Here is a 16546-nt window from a genome sequence, read left to right on the forward strand (position 1 = left end):
CAGGAGAGCACGATGTACAACGCTCAAGGAAAAATCGCGCAGGCCGACGTGCTGGCGAAATACGCGCCGCTCGTGCGGCGCCTCGGACTGCAGCTCGTGGCCAAGATGCCCGCCAGTGTCGACCTCGACGATCTGATCCAGGCCGGCATGATCGGCCTGCTCGATGCGGCCAACCGCTACAAGGAAGACCAGGGCGCGCAGTTCGAGACCTACGCGAGCCAGCGCATTCGCGGCGCGATGCTCGATGAACTGCGCAGCAACGACTGGCTGCCGCGCAGCCTGCGCCGCACGTCGCGCGAAGTCGAATCCGCCGTGCACCAGGTCGAGCAGCGCCTTGGCCGCGCCGCGAGCGAGACGGAGATCGCCGGTCATCTGAACATGCCGCTCGACGAATATCAGTCGATGCTGCAGGACCTGCACGGCAGCCAGCTCATCTACTACGAGGATTTCGACCGCTCCTCCGAAGACGAGCCGTTTCTCGACCGTTACTGCGTCGATCACACGGACCCGCTTTCGGCCCTCCTCGACGACAGCCTGCGCGGCGCGCTGATCGAGGCGATCGAGCGCCTGCCCGAGCGCGAGAAGCTGCTGATGTCGCTCTATTACGAGCGCGGCATGAACCTGCGCGAGATCGGCGCGGTGCTGGAGGTGAGCGAATCGCGCGTATGCCAGCTGCACAGCCAGGCGGTCGCACGGCTGCGCACGCGGCTGCGCGAAATGGCGTGGGCGGGGACGGAGAATTAGGGGGGGCGCTTAGATCTCGATAACGAGATCCGTGTATCTGGCGATCTGCCGGTCTGCGGTTACGAGCCGCAACGGCTCCGTCATGGCCTGTGCAACGAGAAGCCGGTCGAACGGGTCGCGATGAATGTCGGGCAGATTCCGCACCATCGCAGCATGCGCGGCGCGCACCGGCAGTTCCGCAAAACCGGCGGCCGAAATCTCCGCGACAAGTTCGTTTATGTCGGCGTCGAGTTTCCCCAGGCCGACTTTGATCGACGCTTCCCAGATTGTCGCGGCGCTGACGAAGACCTCGTCGGCGTCCAGGATGAGCTTGCGAGCGGCCTGGGACAGCTTGGGGTCGTCAAGGACAGACCACAGGTAAACGTGCGTATCCAGAAGCAGCCGCATTAACGTCCCTCGAACGAAGCCAGCACGTCGTCGGGCAGGGGCGCGTCGAAGTCTTCTGCGATCCGTACCTTGTGTTTCAGGCCGCCGAAGCGCCGTTGCGGCTTGACCGGCTGGATGGGAACAAGACGCGCCGCAGGCTTGCCTGCCTTGGCAATCACAATCTCTTCGCCAGCAGCCGCTGCGTCGACGAGGCGCGAGAAGTTGGTTTTCGCCTCGTGGATATTGACCATATGCATGATGTGCCCCATGTGGACTAAACCGGACCAGGTTTGGCCATGCTAGTCCACCTTGGTCCGGCGATCAACCGGGGCTCAACCGGGGCTCAACCGGGGCGCGTGATGTGCTGCGGAAATCCTGAGCAGAATCCGGGGGCGGCTCAGTATCCGAACGACGGCATCCGGCCATCCGGGCCGTACAGCATCTGCGTGCTCTTGCCGCCGGTATCGCCGCGCAGGATCGCGATCGAGCGGCGGTTATGTTCCATGCGCGTCTGAATCATCATGCCGACCGTGATGTTCGCGCGGCGCGCGCGCTCGGTCGAACTCTTCAGCAGCGCCCATTGGCCCGCAAGCCGCGTGTCGTTTTCGCACGCCATCTCGATGCCTTTGCGGCCCCCCGGCAGCCCGAGTCCGGCAAGCTCGGCGTCGCGGACCTTTTCGAGGCCCGCGAGACGCTGCGTGAGCACCGTCTTCTGCTCGACGATCTGCGGCAGCGTGTCTATGCCGTCCACGCTGGTGAGCGCTTTCTGTTCGACTGCGAGCAGCGAGGCGAACGCCTCGACCGCGGCGTGTTCGTCGATCAGCGTGGCTAGCAGGGCGTCTTTCATGGTCGAGAAAAAATCAGTTGCGGCGGCGCGTTCAGTTCGCCGTCCGCGCCGAAAGCAGATTGCGCGCGGTTTCCAGCACGCCGTCCGCGATCTTGCCCGTGTCGATTTGCAGGGTGCCGTTGCGGATCGCGTCCTTGATCGACTCGACGTGCGCCACGTCGATGTCGGCCGCGCCGCTCGCGGGGAGCGAACGCAGGGTCGACGACATCGCCGAAAGGCTCACGTTCGCGTCGCTGCCGGCGCTGCTCTGCGCACGCGCGCCCGTGCTTGCGCTGCCGGTGCTGCCTGCATTTGCGGTGCTCGCGGATTCGCCTTGCTGCTGCGCGCGCGCGAGGCCGTTTTGCAGCGAACGTGCGCTGTTGCGGGTGGTGGAGTCGACTTTCACGATGGGCTTCCTGATCGATTTGATCCTGATATCGGCAGGCGAAGGCCGAAACTTTAGCCCAAAACCTCAACCGTTACATGCTGTTACGTGCGCAAACGATCATATCTGGACCTGCACCGTGCCCGCGTCTTTCGCGACGCCCGTGATGATCTGGCCGCCGGCCGTGCGCACGCGCACCTGCTGGCCGGGCGCGGCGTTGTTGAGCGCGCTGCCTTCGGCGGAGATCGTGAAGTTGGCGCCCTCGGCGATCACTCTCACGGTCTGTCCGATGGTCACCGACTGCGCGCTGCGCAGCATGTCGGTGCGCAGCGGCAGGCCCGCCGAGATGCGCAGGAGCGCGAGCGCGCCCGTGGCCTGTGACGGATCGGTGATGACGGTGCGCGGCAGCGACGCGAGATCGCCCTCGCGCGGCACGAGATCGGCGACGGTCAGCACCTGGCTGGGCTCGATCTGGTGCGCGGCCGTGTAATAGGTGATGGCGACGGCCACGCGCGCGCTGACGAACAGCGTCCACGGCTTCTCGCCGATGCAGCGCACGCCCACGGTCGTTCGGCCCCACGTGCGCGCGCCGGGCGGCATGAACGGTTCGAGCTGCGTGCAGGCGGCGAGGCCGCGCGGGAAGACCGGCGCGACGGTGACCGTGATGCGGCCCGGCAGGCCGACCGATTGTTGCTGAAGGAACTTGAGCGCGGCGGCGCGGATCACCTCGCCGTCCTCCTGGCCGGGCGGAACCGGCGCGGCCTGGGCGTTGTTCACGGCGTTGGCGTTCGCGCCTTTTTGAGCGAGCGCGGCGGCTGCGTAGCGCTGTATGGCGTTCGCGCGCGCGTTGGCTGCGTTGATCTCCGCCGCGCCGTTGGCCGGGCTGCGGGTGGCGCTTGCGGCAGCGTTTGCCGTGGTGTTCGCTGCACCCTCGCTGGCCGATGCGTCGACCACGACCGGCGCCACGCGGCTCGACGCCGTGCCGACGTTCACGCGCGGCAGCGGCGGCAGCGGTGGGAGCGGCGGTACGGCGCGGCGCGCGGCGACGGCAGGCGTCGCCGGTGTGCCGGGCGCGGGAATCGTGACGATGTTGGGCGCTTCGCCCGGCGCTTGCGCCGCCTGGCGCTCGCCCGGACCGGGAATCGCGATCATGCCGGGGGGCACGGCGTTCTCGCGGGCGGCGGCGGGCGCATAAGCAGGCGCATAAGCAGGCGCATACACGCTCGCCGCAGGCGCGCTCGGGTTGGACGCCGCGCTGCCGCGCCCCGGTGCATCGAGCATTGCGCCCATTTGCGCGGCATCGGCGCCGCCGCGCTCGCCCGGGCCCGCAATATAGATCTGGCCGCCCGGCGTCTGCGCGAGCGCGCCGCCACTGCCGCCGCCAGCAAGCGCGCAGCACAGCGCAAGGAGACGCACCGCAAAGCGCGCGCCACGTACGCCGCGCAGGCCACACATGCCGCACACGCCGCGCAGGCGACGCTGCGCGCCGTTACCGGGCGCGCGGGCGGAGGCAGTCTGCGGCATCGTCGTTCTCCATCTAATGCATTGACACGCATCGCATTCTAGGCGGCCTGCCCCGCATGTTCGCGTCGAATAGAGGGGCGCTTCCCCGGCTATTCGTCCGATTGGTTCTTGCCACCCGCCCCTAAGATTCCACTCCATGCGAAAAGGTCTGCGCATTGCGCGCACGCCTGCCGCCTCTCATTTCGTGTAACGGAGAACGCACGATGCTGGACAAACTCGACGCCGAATTCGCGTTCGGCCGCGAAGCGCTCGACGTGCGCGCCACCCGCCAGGCGCTGCTGTCCGCGAACATCGCGAACGCCGATACGCCAGGCTACCTCGCGCGCGACGTGGATTTTTCGGCGTCGCTCTCGGGCGCGCTGCGGCGCGCAGGCGCGGCCGGCGCTGCGGGTGCTTCGGGGATGGCAGGCACGGCCGGCATGGCGACTGCCACGGGCTCGATGGGCAGCGTGGGTCTCGCGGGCACGTCGAACGGCTCGGGCATTTCGGGTGGAGCGGGCACGGCGGGCATGGGCGGCAGCAACGGCGTGCCGCTGGCGATGTCGCAGCCCGCGGGCGTGACGAGCGGGATGACGATGGCGTCCACGGAGTCCGGCCACATGGCGGGCAACGCGAAGCTGATCCCGACGGGCGGGCCGACCGAGCAGTACGCGAGCCCGGTGATGTACCGCAACCCGACGCAGCCCGCGCTCGACGGCAACACGGTCGATCTCGACACCGAGCGCGTGCAGTTCGCCGACAACGCGCTGCACTTCGAATCGGGCATGACCGTGCTCTCGCAACAGATCAAGACGATGCTTTCGGCGATCACGTCGGGTTCGAGCTAACGGGTTCGACATGAGGCGCCCGGTGTGTCGGGCAGCAGCAGGACAGCAAAGAACGGCAGCAAGGCGGTAACCAGCGGGCAGTAACGAGCAGACAGCGCAGCCGGCAGCGCCACAGACGGCGCAGCAGGTAGCGCAGCAGACAGCGCGACAGGAATACGTATTCCGTGAGGTCAATGAAACCATGCCATCCCTGATGAACATCTTCAGCGTTGCGGGCTCCGCCATGACGGCCGAGTCGCAGCGCCTGAACGTGACGGCGTCCAATCTTGCCAACGCCGGCTCCACCACCGGCCCGGACGGCAAGCCGTACAAGGCCAAGCAGGTGGTGTTCGCGGTCGATCCGCTCGGCGGCTCGCGCACGGCGTCGGGCCAGCAGGTGGGCGGCGTGAAGGTGACGGGCGTGGTCGACGACCCGACGCCGATGAAAGAGACCTACGACCCGAGCAACCCGGCAGCGAACGCCGACGGCTACGTGACCATGCCGAACGTCGATCCGGTCCAGGAAATGGTGAACATGATCTCGGCGTCGCGCTCGTACCAGGCCAACGTGGAGACGCTGAACACCGCCAAGGCATTGATGCTCAAGACACTGACGATCGGCACCTGAGCGGCGTTTTTTTCGCCCGCTCAGGCAAACGTTAAGCCACACCCCGCGCCGACCCCTGCGCAACGGCACCAGAAACGCATCCGAGGAGAACACGTTGACCTCCAGCACCACTATCGGCGGCTCTTCCGCCACCGTGTCGCCGCAACTGCTCGACACGATGAACGGCACGAGCGCCAGTTCGGCCAGTTCGGCTTCGAGCAGCACGAGCGCAAGCAACCTGCAGACCACGTTCCTGCAACTGCTCGTCGCCCAGCTGAAGAACCAGGATCCGACCAATCCGATGGACAGCTCGCAGATGACCTCGCAGCTTGCCCAGATCAACACGGTGTCGGGCATCAGCCAGCTCAATACGTCGCTCTCGTCGCTCTCGACGCAGCTTTCCGCAGGCCAGAACGCCCAGGCTGCACTGCTGATCGGCTCGTCGGTGCTCGCTCCGAGCAACACTGTGACGGTGTCGGGCGGCACGGTGCCGCAACTCGGCGTCTCGGTGCCCGCGGCGGCCTCGGATGTGAAGATCACGGTCAGCGACGCGTCGGGCAAGATCGTCGGCTCGATCGACCTCGGGCCGCAGGCGGCAGGCACCGTCCCGGTCACGTGGAAGGCGGCGGACGCGTCGGGCAACACGCTCGCGGACGGCACTTACAACATCACCGCGACCTCCACGATCAACGGCAACCAGGGCACGGCCACCGCGCTCGTCGCGAGCCAGGTCCAGGCCGTGATGCAGCAGGCGGACGGCACCCCGAGCGTGTCGCTCGCCAACGGCAAGACTGTCCCGCTCACGAGCGTGGCCGGCATCCTCTGATCAAGACATAACGCGGAGCAGAAAACATGGGTTACCAGCAAGGTCTGAGCGGTCTCGCCGCGGCGTCGAACGATCTCGACGTGGTCGGCAACAACATCGCCAATGCGAACACCGTGGGCTTCAAGTCGAGCACGGCGCAGTTCGCGGACGTCTATGCGAACTCGATCGCGACCTCGGTCAACATGCAGATCGGTCTCGGCGCGTCGCTGGCGGAGGTTGAGCAGTCGTTCTCGCAGGGCACGATCAACACGACGGGCCAGGCGCTCGACGTCGCGATCAACGGCAACGGTTTCTACCAGATGTCGAACAACGGCTCGATCACGTACTCGCGCAACGGCGTGTTCAACCTCAACAAGAACGGCTTTATCGTCGATGCCGCGGGCAACGATCTGATGGGCTACGCGGCGGGCTCGACCGGCATCATCAACACGGCCCAGACGGTGCCGCTGCAGGTGCCGACCACCAACATCGCGCCGCTGGCGACGTCGAACATCAAGGCGCAGCTGAACCTGAATGCGCAGACCAAGGCGCCGACCGTCACGACGTTCAACCCGGCCGATTCGAACAGCTACAGCTACTCGACTGCGATCACGGCCTACGACACGCTCGGCGGCTCGGAGCAGGTCAACATGTACTTCGTGCAGAGCGCCGTCGGGCAGGCCGAAGCCTACGTGACGTCGAACGGCAAGACGACGGACCTCGGCCAGATCGCGTTCAACTCGTCGGGTCAGATCTCGGGCTCGACGCTCGGCACCGGAGCCGCCGCGCTCGCGCCGGTCTCGCTCGCGACCGCGACGAACGGCGCGGGCTCCTTCACGTTCACCACGACGCCGACCGACGGCGCCGCCAATCCGCAAACCCTCACCATCGACTTCAAGGGCACGACCCAGTACGGCGGCGCGAGCGGCGTGAACTTCCTTTCGCAGAACGGTTACACGAGCGGCACGCTCTCGAACTTCTCGATCGGCGCGGACGGCACGATCACCGGCAACTACTCGAACGGCCAGACCATGGCGCTCGGCCAGATCGTGCTCGCGACGTTCAATAACCCGAACGGGCTCGTGAACCTCGGCGGCAACCAGTTCGAGCAGACGACCCAGTCGGGCGTCGCGCAGATCTCCGCGCCGGGCAGCACGAACCACGGCTCGCTGCAGGGCGGCGCGCTGGAGCAGTCGAACGTCGACCTCACGAACCAGCTCGTCGATCTGATCACCGCGCAGCGCAACTACCAGGCGAACGCGCAGACGATCAAGACGCAGCAGGCCGTCGACCAGTCGCTGCTTCAGCTGTAAGCCACCCATCAGGCACTTGAGGCTCCGGGCGAACCATGGACCGATTGATCTACACCGCAATGACGGGCGCCACCCAGGCGCTCGAACAGCAGGCCGTCGTGGCGAACAACCTGGCGAACGTCTCGACCACGGGTTTTCGCGCGCAGCTCGCCAACTTCCGCGACGTGCCGATGTCGTTCGGCGACGGCTCGTCGGTCAACGACCAGACGACGCGCACGTTCGTGCTGTCGGCCACGCCCGGCTCGGACATGACGCCCGGCGCGATCTCGCGCACCGGCAATCCGCTCGACATCGCGATCCAGGGCTCGGGCTTCTTCGCCGTGCAGACGGCTGACGGCAACGAGGCCTACACGCGCGCGGGCGATCTGCACGTCGATCCGAACGGCCAGCTCGTGACCGCCAACAACCTGCAGGTGATCGGCAGCGGCGGCCCGATCGCGGTGCCGCCCGGCTCGGCCGTGACGATCGGCTCGGACGGCACGGTTTCGGCCCTCGCGCCCGGAAGCCAGCCCATGGCGATTGCGATGATCGACCAGATCAAGTTCGTCAACCCGCCCGCGGGCACGCTCACGCGCAGCGACGACGGTCTCTTCCGCACGGCCGACGGCAACCCGGCCGATGCCGACCAGACCGTGCAGATCGCGACGGAATCGATCGAAGGCAGCAACGTCAATCCGGTCGCGGCGATGGTCTCGATGATCACCAACGCGCGCCAGTTCCAGATGCAGACGAAGCTGATGCAGACCGCCGACCAGAACGAACAGACCGCCAACCAGCTGCTCCAGTTCACCTAAGCATTGAGGGCCGCGTGCCGCGCGCCCCGACCGGGAGAAAAACACCGTGAATCGATCGCTTTACATCGCCGCTACCGGCATGAATGCGCAGCAGGCGCAGATGGACGTGATCTCGAACAACCTCGCGAACGTGAGCACCAACGGCTTCAAGGGTTCGCGCGCCGTGTTCGAAGACCTGATGTACCAGACGCTGCGCCAGCCCGGCGCGAACTCGACGCAGCAAACCGAACTGCCCTCGGGCAGCCAGGTCGGCACCGGCGTGCAGCAGATCGCCACCGAGCGCCTGTACACGCAGGGCAACCTGCAGCAGACCGGCAACTCGAAGGACCTCGCGATCAACGGCGCGGGCTTCTTCCAGGTGCAGATGCCGGACGGCACGACCAACTACACGCGCGACGGCTCGTTCCAGACCAACTCGCAGGGCCAGCTCGTGACGGCGAGCGGCTACCAGGTGATCCCGGCGATCACGGTGCCCTCGAACGCGACCTCGCTCACCGTCGGCAGCGACGGCGTGGTCACGGTCACGACGGCCGGTTCGAGCGCCAGCACGACGATCGGCTCGCTGCAGCTGGCGATGTTCATCAACCCGACCGGCCTGCAGTCGAACGGCGAGAACCTCGTGTCGGAAACGGCTTCGTCGGGCGCGCCCACGATCACGACGCCCGGCCTGAACGGCTCGGGCACGCTCAACCAGGGCTACATCGAATCGTCGAACGTGAACGTCGTGCAGGAACTCGTGAACATGATCGAGACCCAGCGCGCTTACGAAATCAACAGCAAGGCCGTCAACACGTCGGACCAGATGTTGCAGACGCTCACCCAGATGCAGGTTTGACGCTGAAGACGGTGAAAAGCATGGCGGCACGTATCAACCTTTGCATGCGCGCGGCGGCCCTCGTGGCCGGCGCTGCCCTGCTTGCGCTCGGCGGTTGCGCGTACATCCCCAACCGGCCGCCGATTACGCAGCAGCCCATGACGGCGGTGCCGCCGCCGCCGCCCGTGAACACGTCGCCGGGTTCGATCTTCAACCCGGGCTACGCGGGCCGGCCGCTCTTCGAAGACCAGCGCCCGCGCAACATCGGCGACATCCTGACGATCGTGATCGCCGAAAACATCAACGCGCAGAAGTCCTCGGGCGCCAACACGAAGCGCGGCAGCAGCACCAACTTCACCGTGCCGAACGCGGGCTTCGCGCCGGGCGTCTTCTCGCGCATGAATCTGGACGCGACGGGCGCGAACCAGTTCGACTCCACGGGCGGCGCGAAGGCGTCGAACACGTTCAACGGCGTGATCACCGTCACCGTGACGAACGTGCTGCCCAACGGCAATCTCGTCGTGTCCGGCGAGAAGCAGATGCTCATCAACCAGGGCAATGAATTCGTGCGCTTCTCCGGCGTCGTCAACCCGAACACCGTTGCCGGCGACAACTCCGTGCTTTCCACCGACGTCGCCGATGCGCGCATCGAATACTCCGCGAAGGGCGTGATCGACGAGGCGGAGACGATGGGCTGGCTGCAACGCTTTTTCCTGAACATCGCGCCATGGTGACGATCCGCATCAAGCAGGCGCGCCGCTCGCGCGCGAAAGACCTGTTCGCCGCGCTGCGCGTAGCGGCCGGCTGCCTTTCCTGTCTTTTCGCGTGCGTGGCGCTCTTCACGCTCGCCACGCCCGCGCGCGCCGAGCGCGTGAAGGATCTCGCGTCGTTCCAGGGCGTGCGCGACAACCCGCTGATCGGCTACGGCCTCGTCGTGGGCCTCGACGGCACCGGCGACCAGACCACCCAGGCGCCGTTCACGACGCAGACGCTCGCGAACATGCTCGCGAACCTCGGCATCTCGATCAACAACACGTCGAGTGCGAACGGCCAGGCGTCGCAGACGCTCAACAACATGCAACTGAAGAACGTCGCCGCCGTGATGGTGACGGCGGTGCTGCCGCCGTTCGCACGGCCTGGCGAGCCGATCGACGTGACGGTTTCGTCGCTCGCGAACGCGAAGAGCATTCGCGGCGGCACGCTGCTGCTCACGCCGCTCAAGGGCGCGGACGGTCAGGTGTACGCGCTCGCGCAGGGCAACGTGGCGGTGGGCGGCGCGGGCGCGTCGGCCAACGGCAGCAAGGTGCAGGTGAACCAGCTCGCGGCGGGCCGCATCGCGGGCGGCGCCATCGTGGAGCGCGCGGTGCCGTCGCCCGTCTCGCAGCAAGGCGGCATCCTGCAGCTCGAAGTGAACGACATGGATTACGACACGACGCAGCGCATCGTGGCGGCCATCAACAACATGTTCGGCTCGGGCACGGCCACGCCGCTCGACGGACGCACGATCCAGGTTCGCGGCCCCGCCGATCCGTCCGCGCAGGTGGGCTTCATCGCGCAGATCCAGAGCCTGAACGTGCGCCCGGCCCAGCCTGCGGCGAAGGTGATTCTCAACGCGCGCACCGGCTCGATCGTGATGAACCAGATGGTGACGCTCGATAGCTGCGCGGTCGCGCACGGCAACCTCTCGGTCGTCATCAATACGCAGACCGTGGTGAGCCAGCCCGGCGCGTTCTCGAACGGCAACACGGTGGCGGCACGCCAGTCGCAGATCCAGATGAAGCAGGACAACGGATCGCTCAAGCTCGTGACGGCGGGCGCCAATCTTGCCGACGTCGTCAAGGCGCTCAACGCGCTCGGCGCGACACCGGCGGACCTGATGTCGATCCTGCAGGCGATGAAGGCGGCGGGCGCACTGCGCGCCGACCTGGAGATTATCTAAATGGACAGTTCCAAGGTCGATAACAATCTTGACATCACCAACCGCTTCGCGCTCGACGTCCACGGTTTCGATGCGATGCGCGCGGCCGCGAACGCCGCGCCGCAGCAGGGCGTCAAGATGGCGGCCAAGCAGTTCGACGCTGTCTTCACGCAGATGATGCTCAAGAGCATGCGCGAAGCGACGCCCGACGACGGCCCGCTCGACTCGCGCGACGGTAATACGTTCATGTCGATGCTCGACCAGCAGCTCGCGCAGCAGATGTCGAACAAGGGCATCGGCGTCGCGAACGCGATGCTCAAGCAGCTCACGCGCAGCATGGGCGGCGCCGCGCTAGGCGCGGACGGCGGCCAGGGTGCGGGCACGGGCGGCGTGGCCAATACGCTCACGGGTCTCGCAAATTCCGGTGCCAACGGCAGCGCGGGCAACCTCGCGATGCTCAACGCGCTCGGCCGCGCGTACGGCAACGCGGCGGCCAACGGCGCGCTCGCGAACGGCCGGAGCTACGGCGGCAACAGCGCGCTCATGCCCGCGATGCACGGCAACGGCGACGCCTCGGCCGACGCGTTCGTCGACAAGCTCGCCAACGCCGCGCAGCAGGCGAGCGCCTCGACCGGCATCCCGGCGCGCTTCATCATCGGCCAGGCCGCGCTGGAATCGGGCTGGGGCAAGCGCGAGATCAAGCGGGCGGACGGCTCGGCGAGCCACAACGTCTTCGGCATCAAGGCGTCGAAGGACTGGACCGGCAAGACCGTCTCGACGGTCACGACCGAATACGTGAACGGCGAGCCGCACCGCGTGGTGGCGAAATTCCGCGCGTACGACTCGTACGAAGACGCAATGGCGGACTACGCCACGCTGCTCAAGAGCAACCCGCGTTATGCGTCGGTCATCAACAATTCGCACAGCGCGGAAAGTTTCGCGCACGGCATGCAGCGCGCGGGTTATGCGACCGATCCGCACTACGCCGAGAAGCTTCTCTCGGTCATGCAGCAGATGAGCTAAGGCCGGTTCGCATCGGCAACGGGCCCGCGAAAACCCCTGGCCGGTCGCAAACGTTGCCTGCGCGACGATCCCGGCACGATGGCCGCAAAGCCATGCCAGGTGGATCTTTTGCCGGATTTTTTTGTGGCGCGCCCTAAATTTTCCCGTCATCCTGCCGCTAATGCAGACGAGATGGGTAAGTACAAGGGGCGGCGCATGCCGTCCGAATGGCGCGCTCTGGGTCCGTCTCACGCGCGCCGGCACGTCCACGAAATACCGGCAGGCCGATGAATACCGTTCAGTCGAATCAACAGGAAGAAGTGGGGGGCGAAGAAGACGTCCCCGAATTCGCGCGACGCAATCCGCTCGAAGTGGGCGTGCAGTTGCGCAACCTCGTCAATCGCGGGGACTTCCTGACTCTTCAGTACCGCGGGGGGCAGATCGTCACCCGCATCCTCGATGTCGATACGCGAAACCGGACGTTCGTGTTCGACTGGGGTGCGCTCGCCGAGCAGAACACCGGCGTGCTCAATGCCGATCAATGCGAATTCCATGCGTCGCCCGAGGGCGTGCGCGTGCAGTTCACGACGCGCACGCCGCAGCGCACCGACTACGAAGGGCGGCCCGCATTCGTCGCGTCGTTCCCCGAGGTGCTCTACTACATCCAGCGCCGCGAGTACTTCCGCGTCGATACGCCGGTAATGGATCCGTGCATCTGCCGCGGCGTGCTGCCCGACGATTCGCCTTTCACCTTCGTCGTGCACGACATCTCGCTCGGCGGCGTGGGCCTGCGCACGACCGATCCGCGCGCCGAGGCGATCGGCATGGGCGTGCATATTCCGGACGTCGAACTGGATCTGCGCGCGAACGGCAAGCTGCGCGTCGATCTCGCGCTCGTCGTGCGGCGTTTCATCGACCTGCCGAATGGCGAGCGCCGCTATCACCTCGGCTTTCGCTTCGAACTGCTGCCCGGCTCGACCGAAAACAGCCTCCAGCGCTACATCACGCAACTCGAGATGAAGCGCCGCTCGCTCGCGCGCGCCTGACGCCCGCATCGAGGCACGCTGCCGCAGTCCTGGGCGGCGCGCGTGCCTCGACCTCCGCTTCGACATCTTGACCTCCGCTTTGATCTCCGCCTTGATCTCTTCCGCGCCAAACGTTTTCCGCGCGTCCGGGCACTCAATTTTCGCGACGTCCTGCCGTTATACGGGGTAGTCCACCACGCGGTCGCATTGAGGCGGCCGGAGGTTCACGAGGATCACGCATGACCACGAATATCTTTTCGATCGGCTTGAGCGGTTTGCAGGCGGCCCAGATCGGCATCGCGACGTCGAGCGAGAACATCAGCAACTCGGCGACCGCCGGCTATAACGTCGAACGGCCGGACTATGCCGAGTCGAATGGCCAGAACCTGGGTTCGGGTTATGTCGGCAACGGCGTCACCACCCAGTCGGTGGAGCGCGCCTACAGCCAGTACCTCACGACGCAGCTGAACAACGCGCAGGCCACCAGCAGCTCGATCACGGCTTCGTACACGCTCGCGCAGCAGCTTTCGAATCTCGTCGGCAGCCCGACTTCGGGCATCGCCGCGTCGATCACGTCGTTTTTCTCGGGACTTCAGAACGTCGCGAACTCGCCGAACGACAGCGCGGCGCGTCAGACCGCGCTCTCCGATGCGCAGACGCTCGCCGACCAGATCAACTCCGCGGGCCAGCAGTACAGCCAGATGCGCCAGAGCGTGAATACGCAGCTCTCGGAAGCGGTCACGCAGATCAACACCTACTCGAAGCAGATCGCGGACCTCAACACGCAGATCACGACCGCGAGCGCGACGGGCCAGCCGCCGAACCAGTTGCTGGACCAGCGCGACCTGGCCGTGGCGAACCTCTCGAAGGTGGTCGGCGTGTCGGTGGTGCAGAGCAGCGGCAGCTACAGCGTGTTTCTCGGCAACGGCCAGCCGCTCGTGGTGAGCGCCCAGAACTACAGCCTCACGGCGCAGCCCTCCAACAGCAACGGCGCCGAACTGAGCGTGGCCTGGGCCGGCGGCGCGGGATCGGCCACCACGCCGCAGCCGCTCACGTCCGCCGCGCTGCAGGGCGGCACGCTCGGCGGTCTCGTCTCGTTCGTCACGCAGACGCTCGATCCGGGCGAAGCGAAGCTCGGTGCGATTGCAACCAGTTTCGCGGGGCAGGTCAATGCGCAGAACGCGCTCGGCCTGAACCTCGGCGGCACCGCCGGCATTGCGCTTTTCAACGTGAACCCGGCGCTCGTCACCGGCCACGCGACCAACACCGGCAACGGCGTGGTGACGGCGGCGCTCACCAACGCATCGCAGCCGTCCACGGACACCTTCACGCTGGGCTACAGCACGGCCTCGGGCACGGGCACGTACACGCTCACCGACACGACGACGAACCAGACCTGGACGACCACGACCGCGCCGAGCACGATCACGCCGTTCGCACCGGCGGGCAGCGGTCTGAGCCTCACGTCGACGGGCACGATGAACAGCGGCGACGCCTACACGATCCAGCCGACCGGCAACGCGCTCGACAGCTTCTCGCTCGCGACGACCGATCCTGCGGCGATTGCGGCGACGGCGCCCGTGCTGGTGTCGGCGAGCGTGGGCAACACCGGCTCGGGGAGCGTCACGGGCGGCACGGTCACGGCGGGCTATACGGTGCCCGCGACGCCGTTCAAGCTCACCTACAACGCCGCCACGGGCACGCTCACGGGCTTCGCCACCGGCACGACGATCACGTATTCGACGCCGGGCTCGACGACGACGACCTCGGTGACGATCAACCCGCCCGGCGTGACGGGCGTGCCGTACGCGCCGGCCACCGGCAACGCGTACACGATCACCGATCCGACCGACGGCGTGACCAACGTGAGCTTCACGATGACGGGCACGCCCGCCAACAACGACAAGTTCACGATCGCGGCGAACCCCGGCGGCGCGCAGGACGGCCGCAATGCGCTGCTGCTCTCGAACCTCGCGTCCAGCACGACGTTCAACGGCTCGGCCACGCTCACGAGCGCTTACGCGAACTACGTGAATTCGATCGGCAATACGGCGACGCTGCTCCAGGCGAACAGCACGTCGCAGCAATCGCTCGTTTCGCAGATCACCTCGCAGCAGCAGTCCGTGCAGGGGGTGAACATGGACGAAGAGGCCGCGAAGCTGCTTCAGTACCAGCAGCTCTACCAGGCCAACAGCAAGGTCATCCAGACCGCGGCTTCGCTCTTCCAGACCCTGATCGGCATCATCCAGTAAGGCGCTGACCCATGCGTATCGCAACTTCCGAGTTTTACTCCACGAGCCTCGCGACGATGGAGAACCAGCAGTCCCAGCTTCTGCAGATCGAGCAGCAGGTTTCGTCGGGCGTGGCGATCTCGAACCCCGCCGACAACCCGCTCGGCGCAGCCCAGGCCGTGCACCTCTCGTCCACGAGCGCGACGCTCACGCAGTACGCGTCGAACCAGAGCACGGCGCTCACGTCGCTGCAGATCGAGGGCACCGCCCTCACCAGCATCACGACCACGCTGCAGGGCATCAATTCGATCGCTTCGGAAGCACTCGGCGGCGCGTTGAACGATACGAACCGCGCAGCGCTCGCCAAGCAGATGGAGGGCTACCGCAACGAGCTGCTCTCGTACGCCAACGCCAACGACGGCCAGGGCAACATGCTGTTCGCGGGCTTCCAGAAGACGTCGCAGGTGTTCACCGACACGGCCGGCAAGGGCGCCCAGTACAACGGCGATTCGGGCCAGCGCGTGATTCAGGTGAACGATACGCGGCAGATCGCGGTGGGCGACTCGGGCAGCTCGGTGTTCATGAGCGTGCAGCCGCTGGGTTCGCAGCAAGTCCCGGCGGGCAGCTCGACCAACATCGGCACGGGCGTGATCGGCGCGGTCACGGTGACCGATCCGACCGCGGCCACGAACAACGACAGCTATTCGATCGCGTTTGCGAACGACCCCGTCACGAACGCCCTGAACTACACCGTGACCGACAACAGCGCCGTTCCGCCGACGACCACGGCGGCGAAGCCGTACACGGACGGTGCGGCGATCTCGCTCGGCACCGGCATGAACGTGACCATCTCGGGCACGCCTTCGGGTGTCGTCACTCCGCCCGCCACCACGGGCGATTCGTTCACCGTGACGCCGGCCACGGCCGCCGCCAACACCAACGTGTTCACCACGATCGACAACATGATCGCGGCGCTGAACCAGCCGTCGCAGGACAACGCCACGGCCACGGCCACGTACACCAACGCGATGACGACCGGCATGGCCGCGCTCAGCAATTCGCTGTCGAACGTGATCACGATTCAGGCTTCGGTGGGCGGACGCGAACAGGAACTGCAGGCGCTGCAGACCGTCACGTCGAACAACGCGCTGCAGACCACGACGAACCTCCAGACCCTCATGAGCACGGACATGACGGCGGCGATCAGTCAGTACACGCAGGTCCAGAGCGCGCTCTCGGCGTCGCAGAAGACGTTCGCGCAGACCCAGCAGCTTTCGCTGTTCCAGTACATCAATCCCTGATCTTTGGGTGGGCGCGGCGCGTGCGGCATGCGCGCGCGGCGACGACCGCGGCGGCGACCGCTGGACGACCGCTGGACGACCGCTG

General features: G+C 66.5%; 17 protein-coding genes and 1 pseudogene. 13 read left to right on the forward strand and 5 right to left on the reverse strand.

Features of this window, described 5'->3' with window-relative positions:
• The first annotated feature begins 12 nt into the window (after positions 1 to 12).
• Positions 13 to 744 carry an RNA polymerase sigma factor FliA gene (locus EPN59_RS16130; RefSeq protein ID WP_293035464.1) on the forward strand — a complete coding sequence of 244 codons (732 nt, stop codon included), beginning with the start codon at positions 13 to 15 and terminating at the stop codon, positions 742 to 744.
• A gap of 9 nt (positions 745 to 753) precedes the next feature.
• On the opposite strand, the gene EPN59_RS16135 is transcribed toward EPN59_RS16130, so the two are convergent.
• The 5 genes from EPN59_RS16135 to flgA form a co-directional block, all read right to left on the reverse strand.
• On the reverse strand, positions 754 to 1131 hold the full coding sequence (locus tag EPN59_RS16135) for a type II toxin-antitoxin system VapC family toxin (RefSeq protein WP_293035466.1): 378 nt from the start codon (positions 1129 to 1131) through the stop codon (positions 754 to 756).
• Complete coding sequence (locus EPN59_RS16140; protein WP_293035468.1) at positions 1131 to 1367, reverse strand: type II toxin-antitoxin system Phd/YefM family antitoxin; 237 nt, start codon at positions 1365 to 1367, stop codon at positions 1131 to 1133. Before EPN59_RS16140 ends, EPN59_RS16135 begins: the two co-directional genes overlap by 1 nt.
• Before the next feature lie 140 nt (positions 1368 to 1507).
• Positions 1508 to 1957: a flagellar protein FlgN gene (locus EPN59_RS16145; RefSeq protein WP_293035470.1), complete on the reverse strand. Its 450-nt coding sequence runs from the start codon at positions 1955 to 1957 to the stop codon at positions 1508 to 1510.
• Positions 1958 to 1988: 31 nt separating this feature from the next.
• Positions 1989 to 2342, reverse strand: a complete 354-nt coding sequence (gene flgM / locus EPN59_RS16150; protein ID WP_293035472.1) for a flagellar biosynthesis anti-sigma factor FlgM — start codon at positions 2340 to 2342, stop codon at positions 1989 to 1991.
• 99 nt (positions 2343 to 2441) lie between these two features.
• Positions 2442 to 3845: a flagellar basal body P-ring formation chaperone FlgA gene (gene flgA, locus EPN59_RS16155; protein WP_293035474.1), complete on the reverse strand. Its 1404-nt coding sequence runs from the start codon at positions 3843 to 3845 to the stop codon at positions 2442 to 2444.
• A 203-nt stretch (positions 3846 to 4048) separates the two neighbouring features.
• On the opposite strand from flgA, the gene EPN59_RS16165 reads away from it, so the two are divergent.
• From EPN59_RS16165 to flgL, 12 genes and pseudogenes are all read left to right on the forward strand, one after another.
• Positions 4049 to 4672 carry a flagellar basal body protein gene (locus EPN59_RS16165; protein WP_363928571.1) on the forward strand — a complete coding sequence of 208 codons (624 nt, stop codon included), beginning with the start codon at positions 4049 to 4051 and terminating at the stop codon, positions 4670 to 4672.
• A 181-nt stretch (positions 4673 to 4853) separates the two neighbouring features.
• Positions 4854 to 5279: a flagellar basal body rod protein FlgC gene (flgC, locus tag EPN59_RS16170; RefSeq protein ID WP_293035476.1), complete on the forward strand. Its 426-nt coding sequence runs from the start codon at positions 4854 to 4856 to the stop codon at positions 5277 to 5279.
• A gap of 94 nt (positions 5280 to 5373) precedes the next feature.
• Complete coding sequence (locus EPN59_RS16175) at positions 5374 to 6084, forward strand: flagellar hook assembly protein FlgD (protein ID WP_293035478.1); 711 nt, start codon at positions 5374 to 5376, stop codon at positions 6082 to 6084.
• Positions 6085 to 6110: 26 nt separating this feature from the next.
• Positions 6111 to 7376 (forward strand): flagellar hook protein FlgE, encoded by a 1266-nt coding sequence (flgE, locus tag EPN59_RS16180; RefSeq protein WP_293035480.1) that lies wholly within the window; start codon positions 6111 to 6113, stop codon positions 7374 to 7376.
• Positions 7377 to 7411: 35 nt separating this feature from the next.
• The gene (flgF, locus tag EPN59_RS16185) at positions 7412 to 8170 is read left to right on the forward strand and encodes a flagellar basal-body rod protein FlgF (RefSeq protein WP_293035482.1); all 759 of its coding nucleotides are present in this window, start codon (positions 7412 to 7414) and stop codon (positions 8168 to 8170) included.
• Between the two features lie 46 nt (positions 8171 to 8216).
• Positions 8217 to 9005: a flagellar basal-body rod protein FlgG gene (gene flgG, locus EPN59_RS16190; RefSeq protein ID WP_293035484.1), complete on the forward strand. Its 789-nt coding sequence runs from the start codon at positions 8217 to 8219 to the stop codon at positions 9003 to 9005.
• Positions 9006 to 9049: 44 nt separating this feature from the next.
• On the forward strand, positions 9050 to 9718 hold the full coding sequence (gene flgH / locus EPN59_RS16195; protein ID WP_293035502.1) for a flagellar basal body L-ring protein FlgH: 669 nt from the start codon (positions 9050 to 9052) through the stop codon (positions 9716 to 9718).
• Positions 9719 to 9840: 122 nt separating this feature from the next.
• Positions 9841 to 10923 (forward strand): annotated as a pseudogene (locus EPN59_RS16200) (flagellar basal body P-ring protein FlgI); the annotation flags it as partial.
• On the forward strand, positions 10924 to 11925 hold the full coding sequence (gene flgJ, locus EPN59_RS16205; protein WP_293035488.1) for a flagellar assembly peptidoglycan hydrolase FlgJ: 1002 nt from the start codon (positions 10924 to 10926) through the stop codon (positions 11923 to 11925).
• Positions 11926 to 12191: 266 nt separating this feature from the next.
• Positions 12192 to 12950, forward strand: a complete 759-nt coding sequence (locus tag EPN59_RS16210) for a flagellar brake protein (RefSeq protein WP_293035490.1) — start codon at positions 12192 to 12194, stop codon at positions 12948 to 12950.
• Positions 12951 to 13168: 218 nt separating this feature from the next.
• Entirely contained in the window at positions 13169 to 15181 is a 2013-nt protein-coding gene (gene flgK / locus EPN59_RS16215) for a flagellar hook-associated protein FlgK (RefSeq protein ID WP_293035492.1), read from the forward strand.
• 11 nt (positions 15182 to 15192) lie between these two features.
• Positions 15193 to 16461, forward strand: coding sequence for a flagellar hook-associated protein FlgL (gene flgL, locus EPN59_RS16220; protein WP_293035494.1), 1269 nt, complete (start codon positions 15193 to 15195; stop codon positions 16459 to 16461).
• The last annotated feature ends 85 nt before the right edge of the window (positions 16462 to 16546 follow it).

The sequence above is a fragment of the Paraburkholderia sp. genome, assembly GCF_004298475.1.
Classification (GTDB): Bacteria; Pseudomonadota; Gammaproteobacteria; order Burkholderiales; family Burkholderiaceae; genus Paraburkholderia; species Paraburkholderia denitrificans.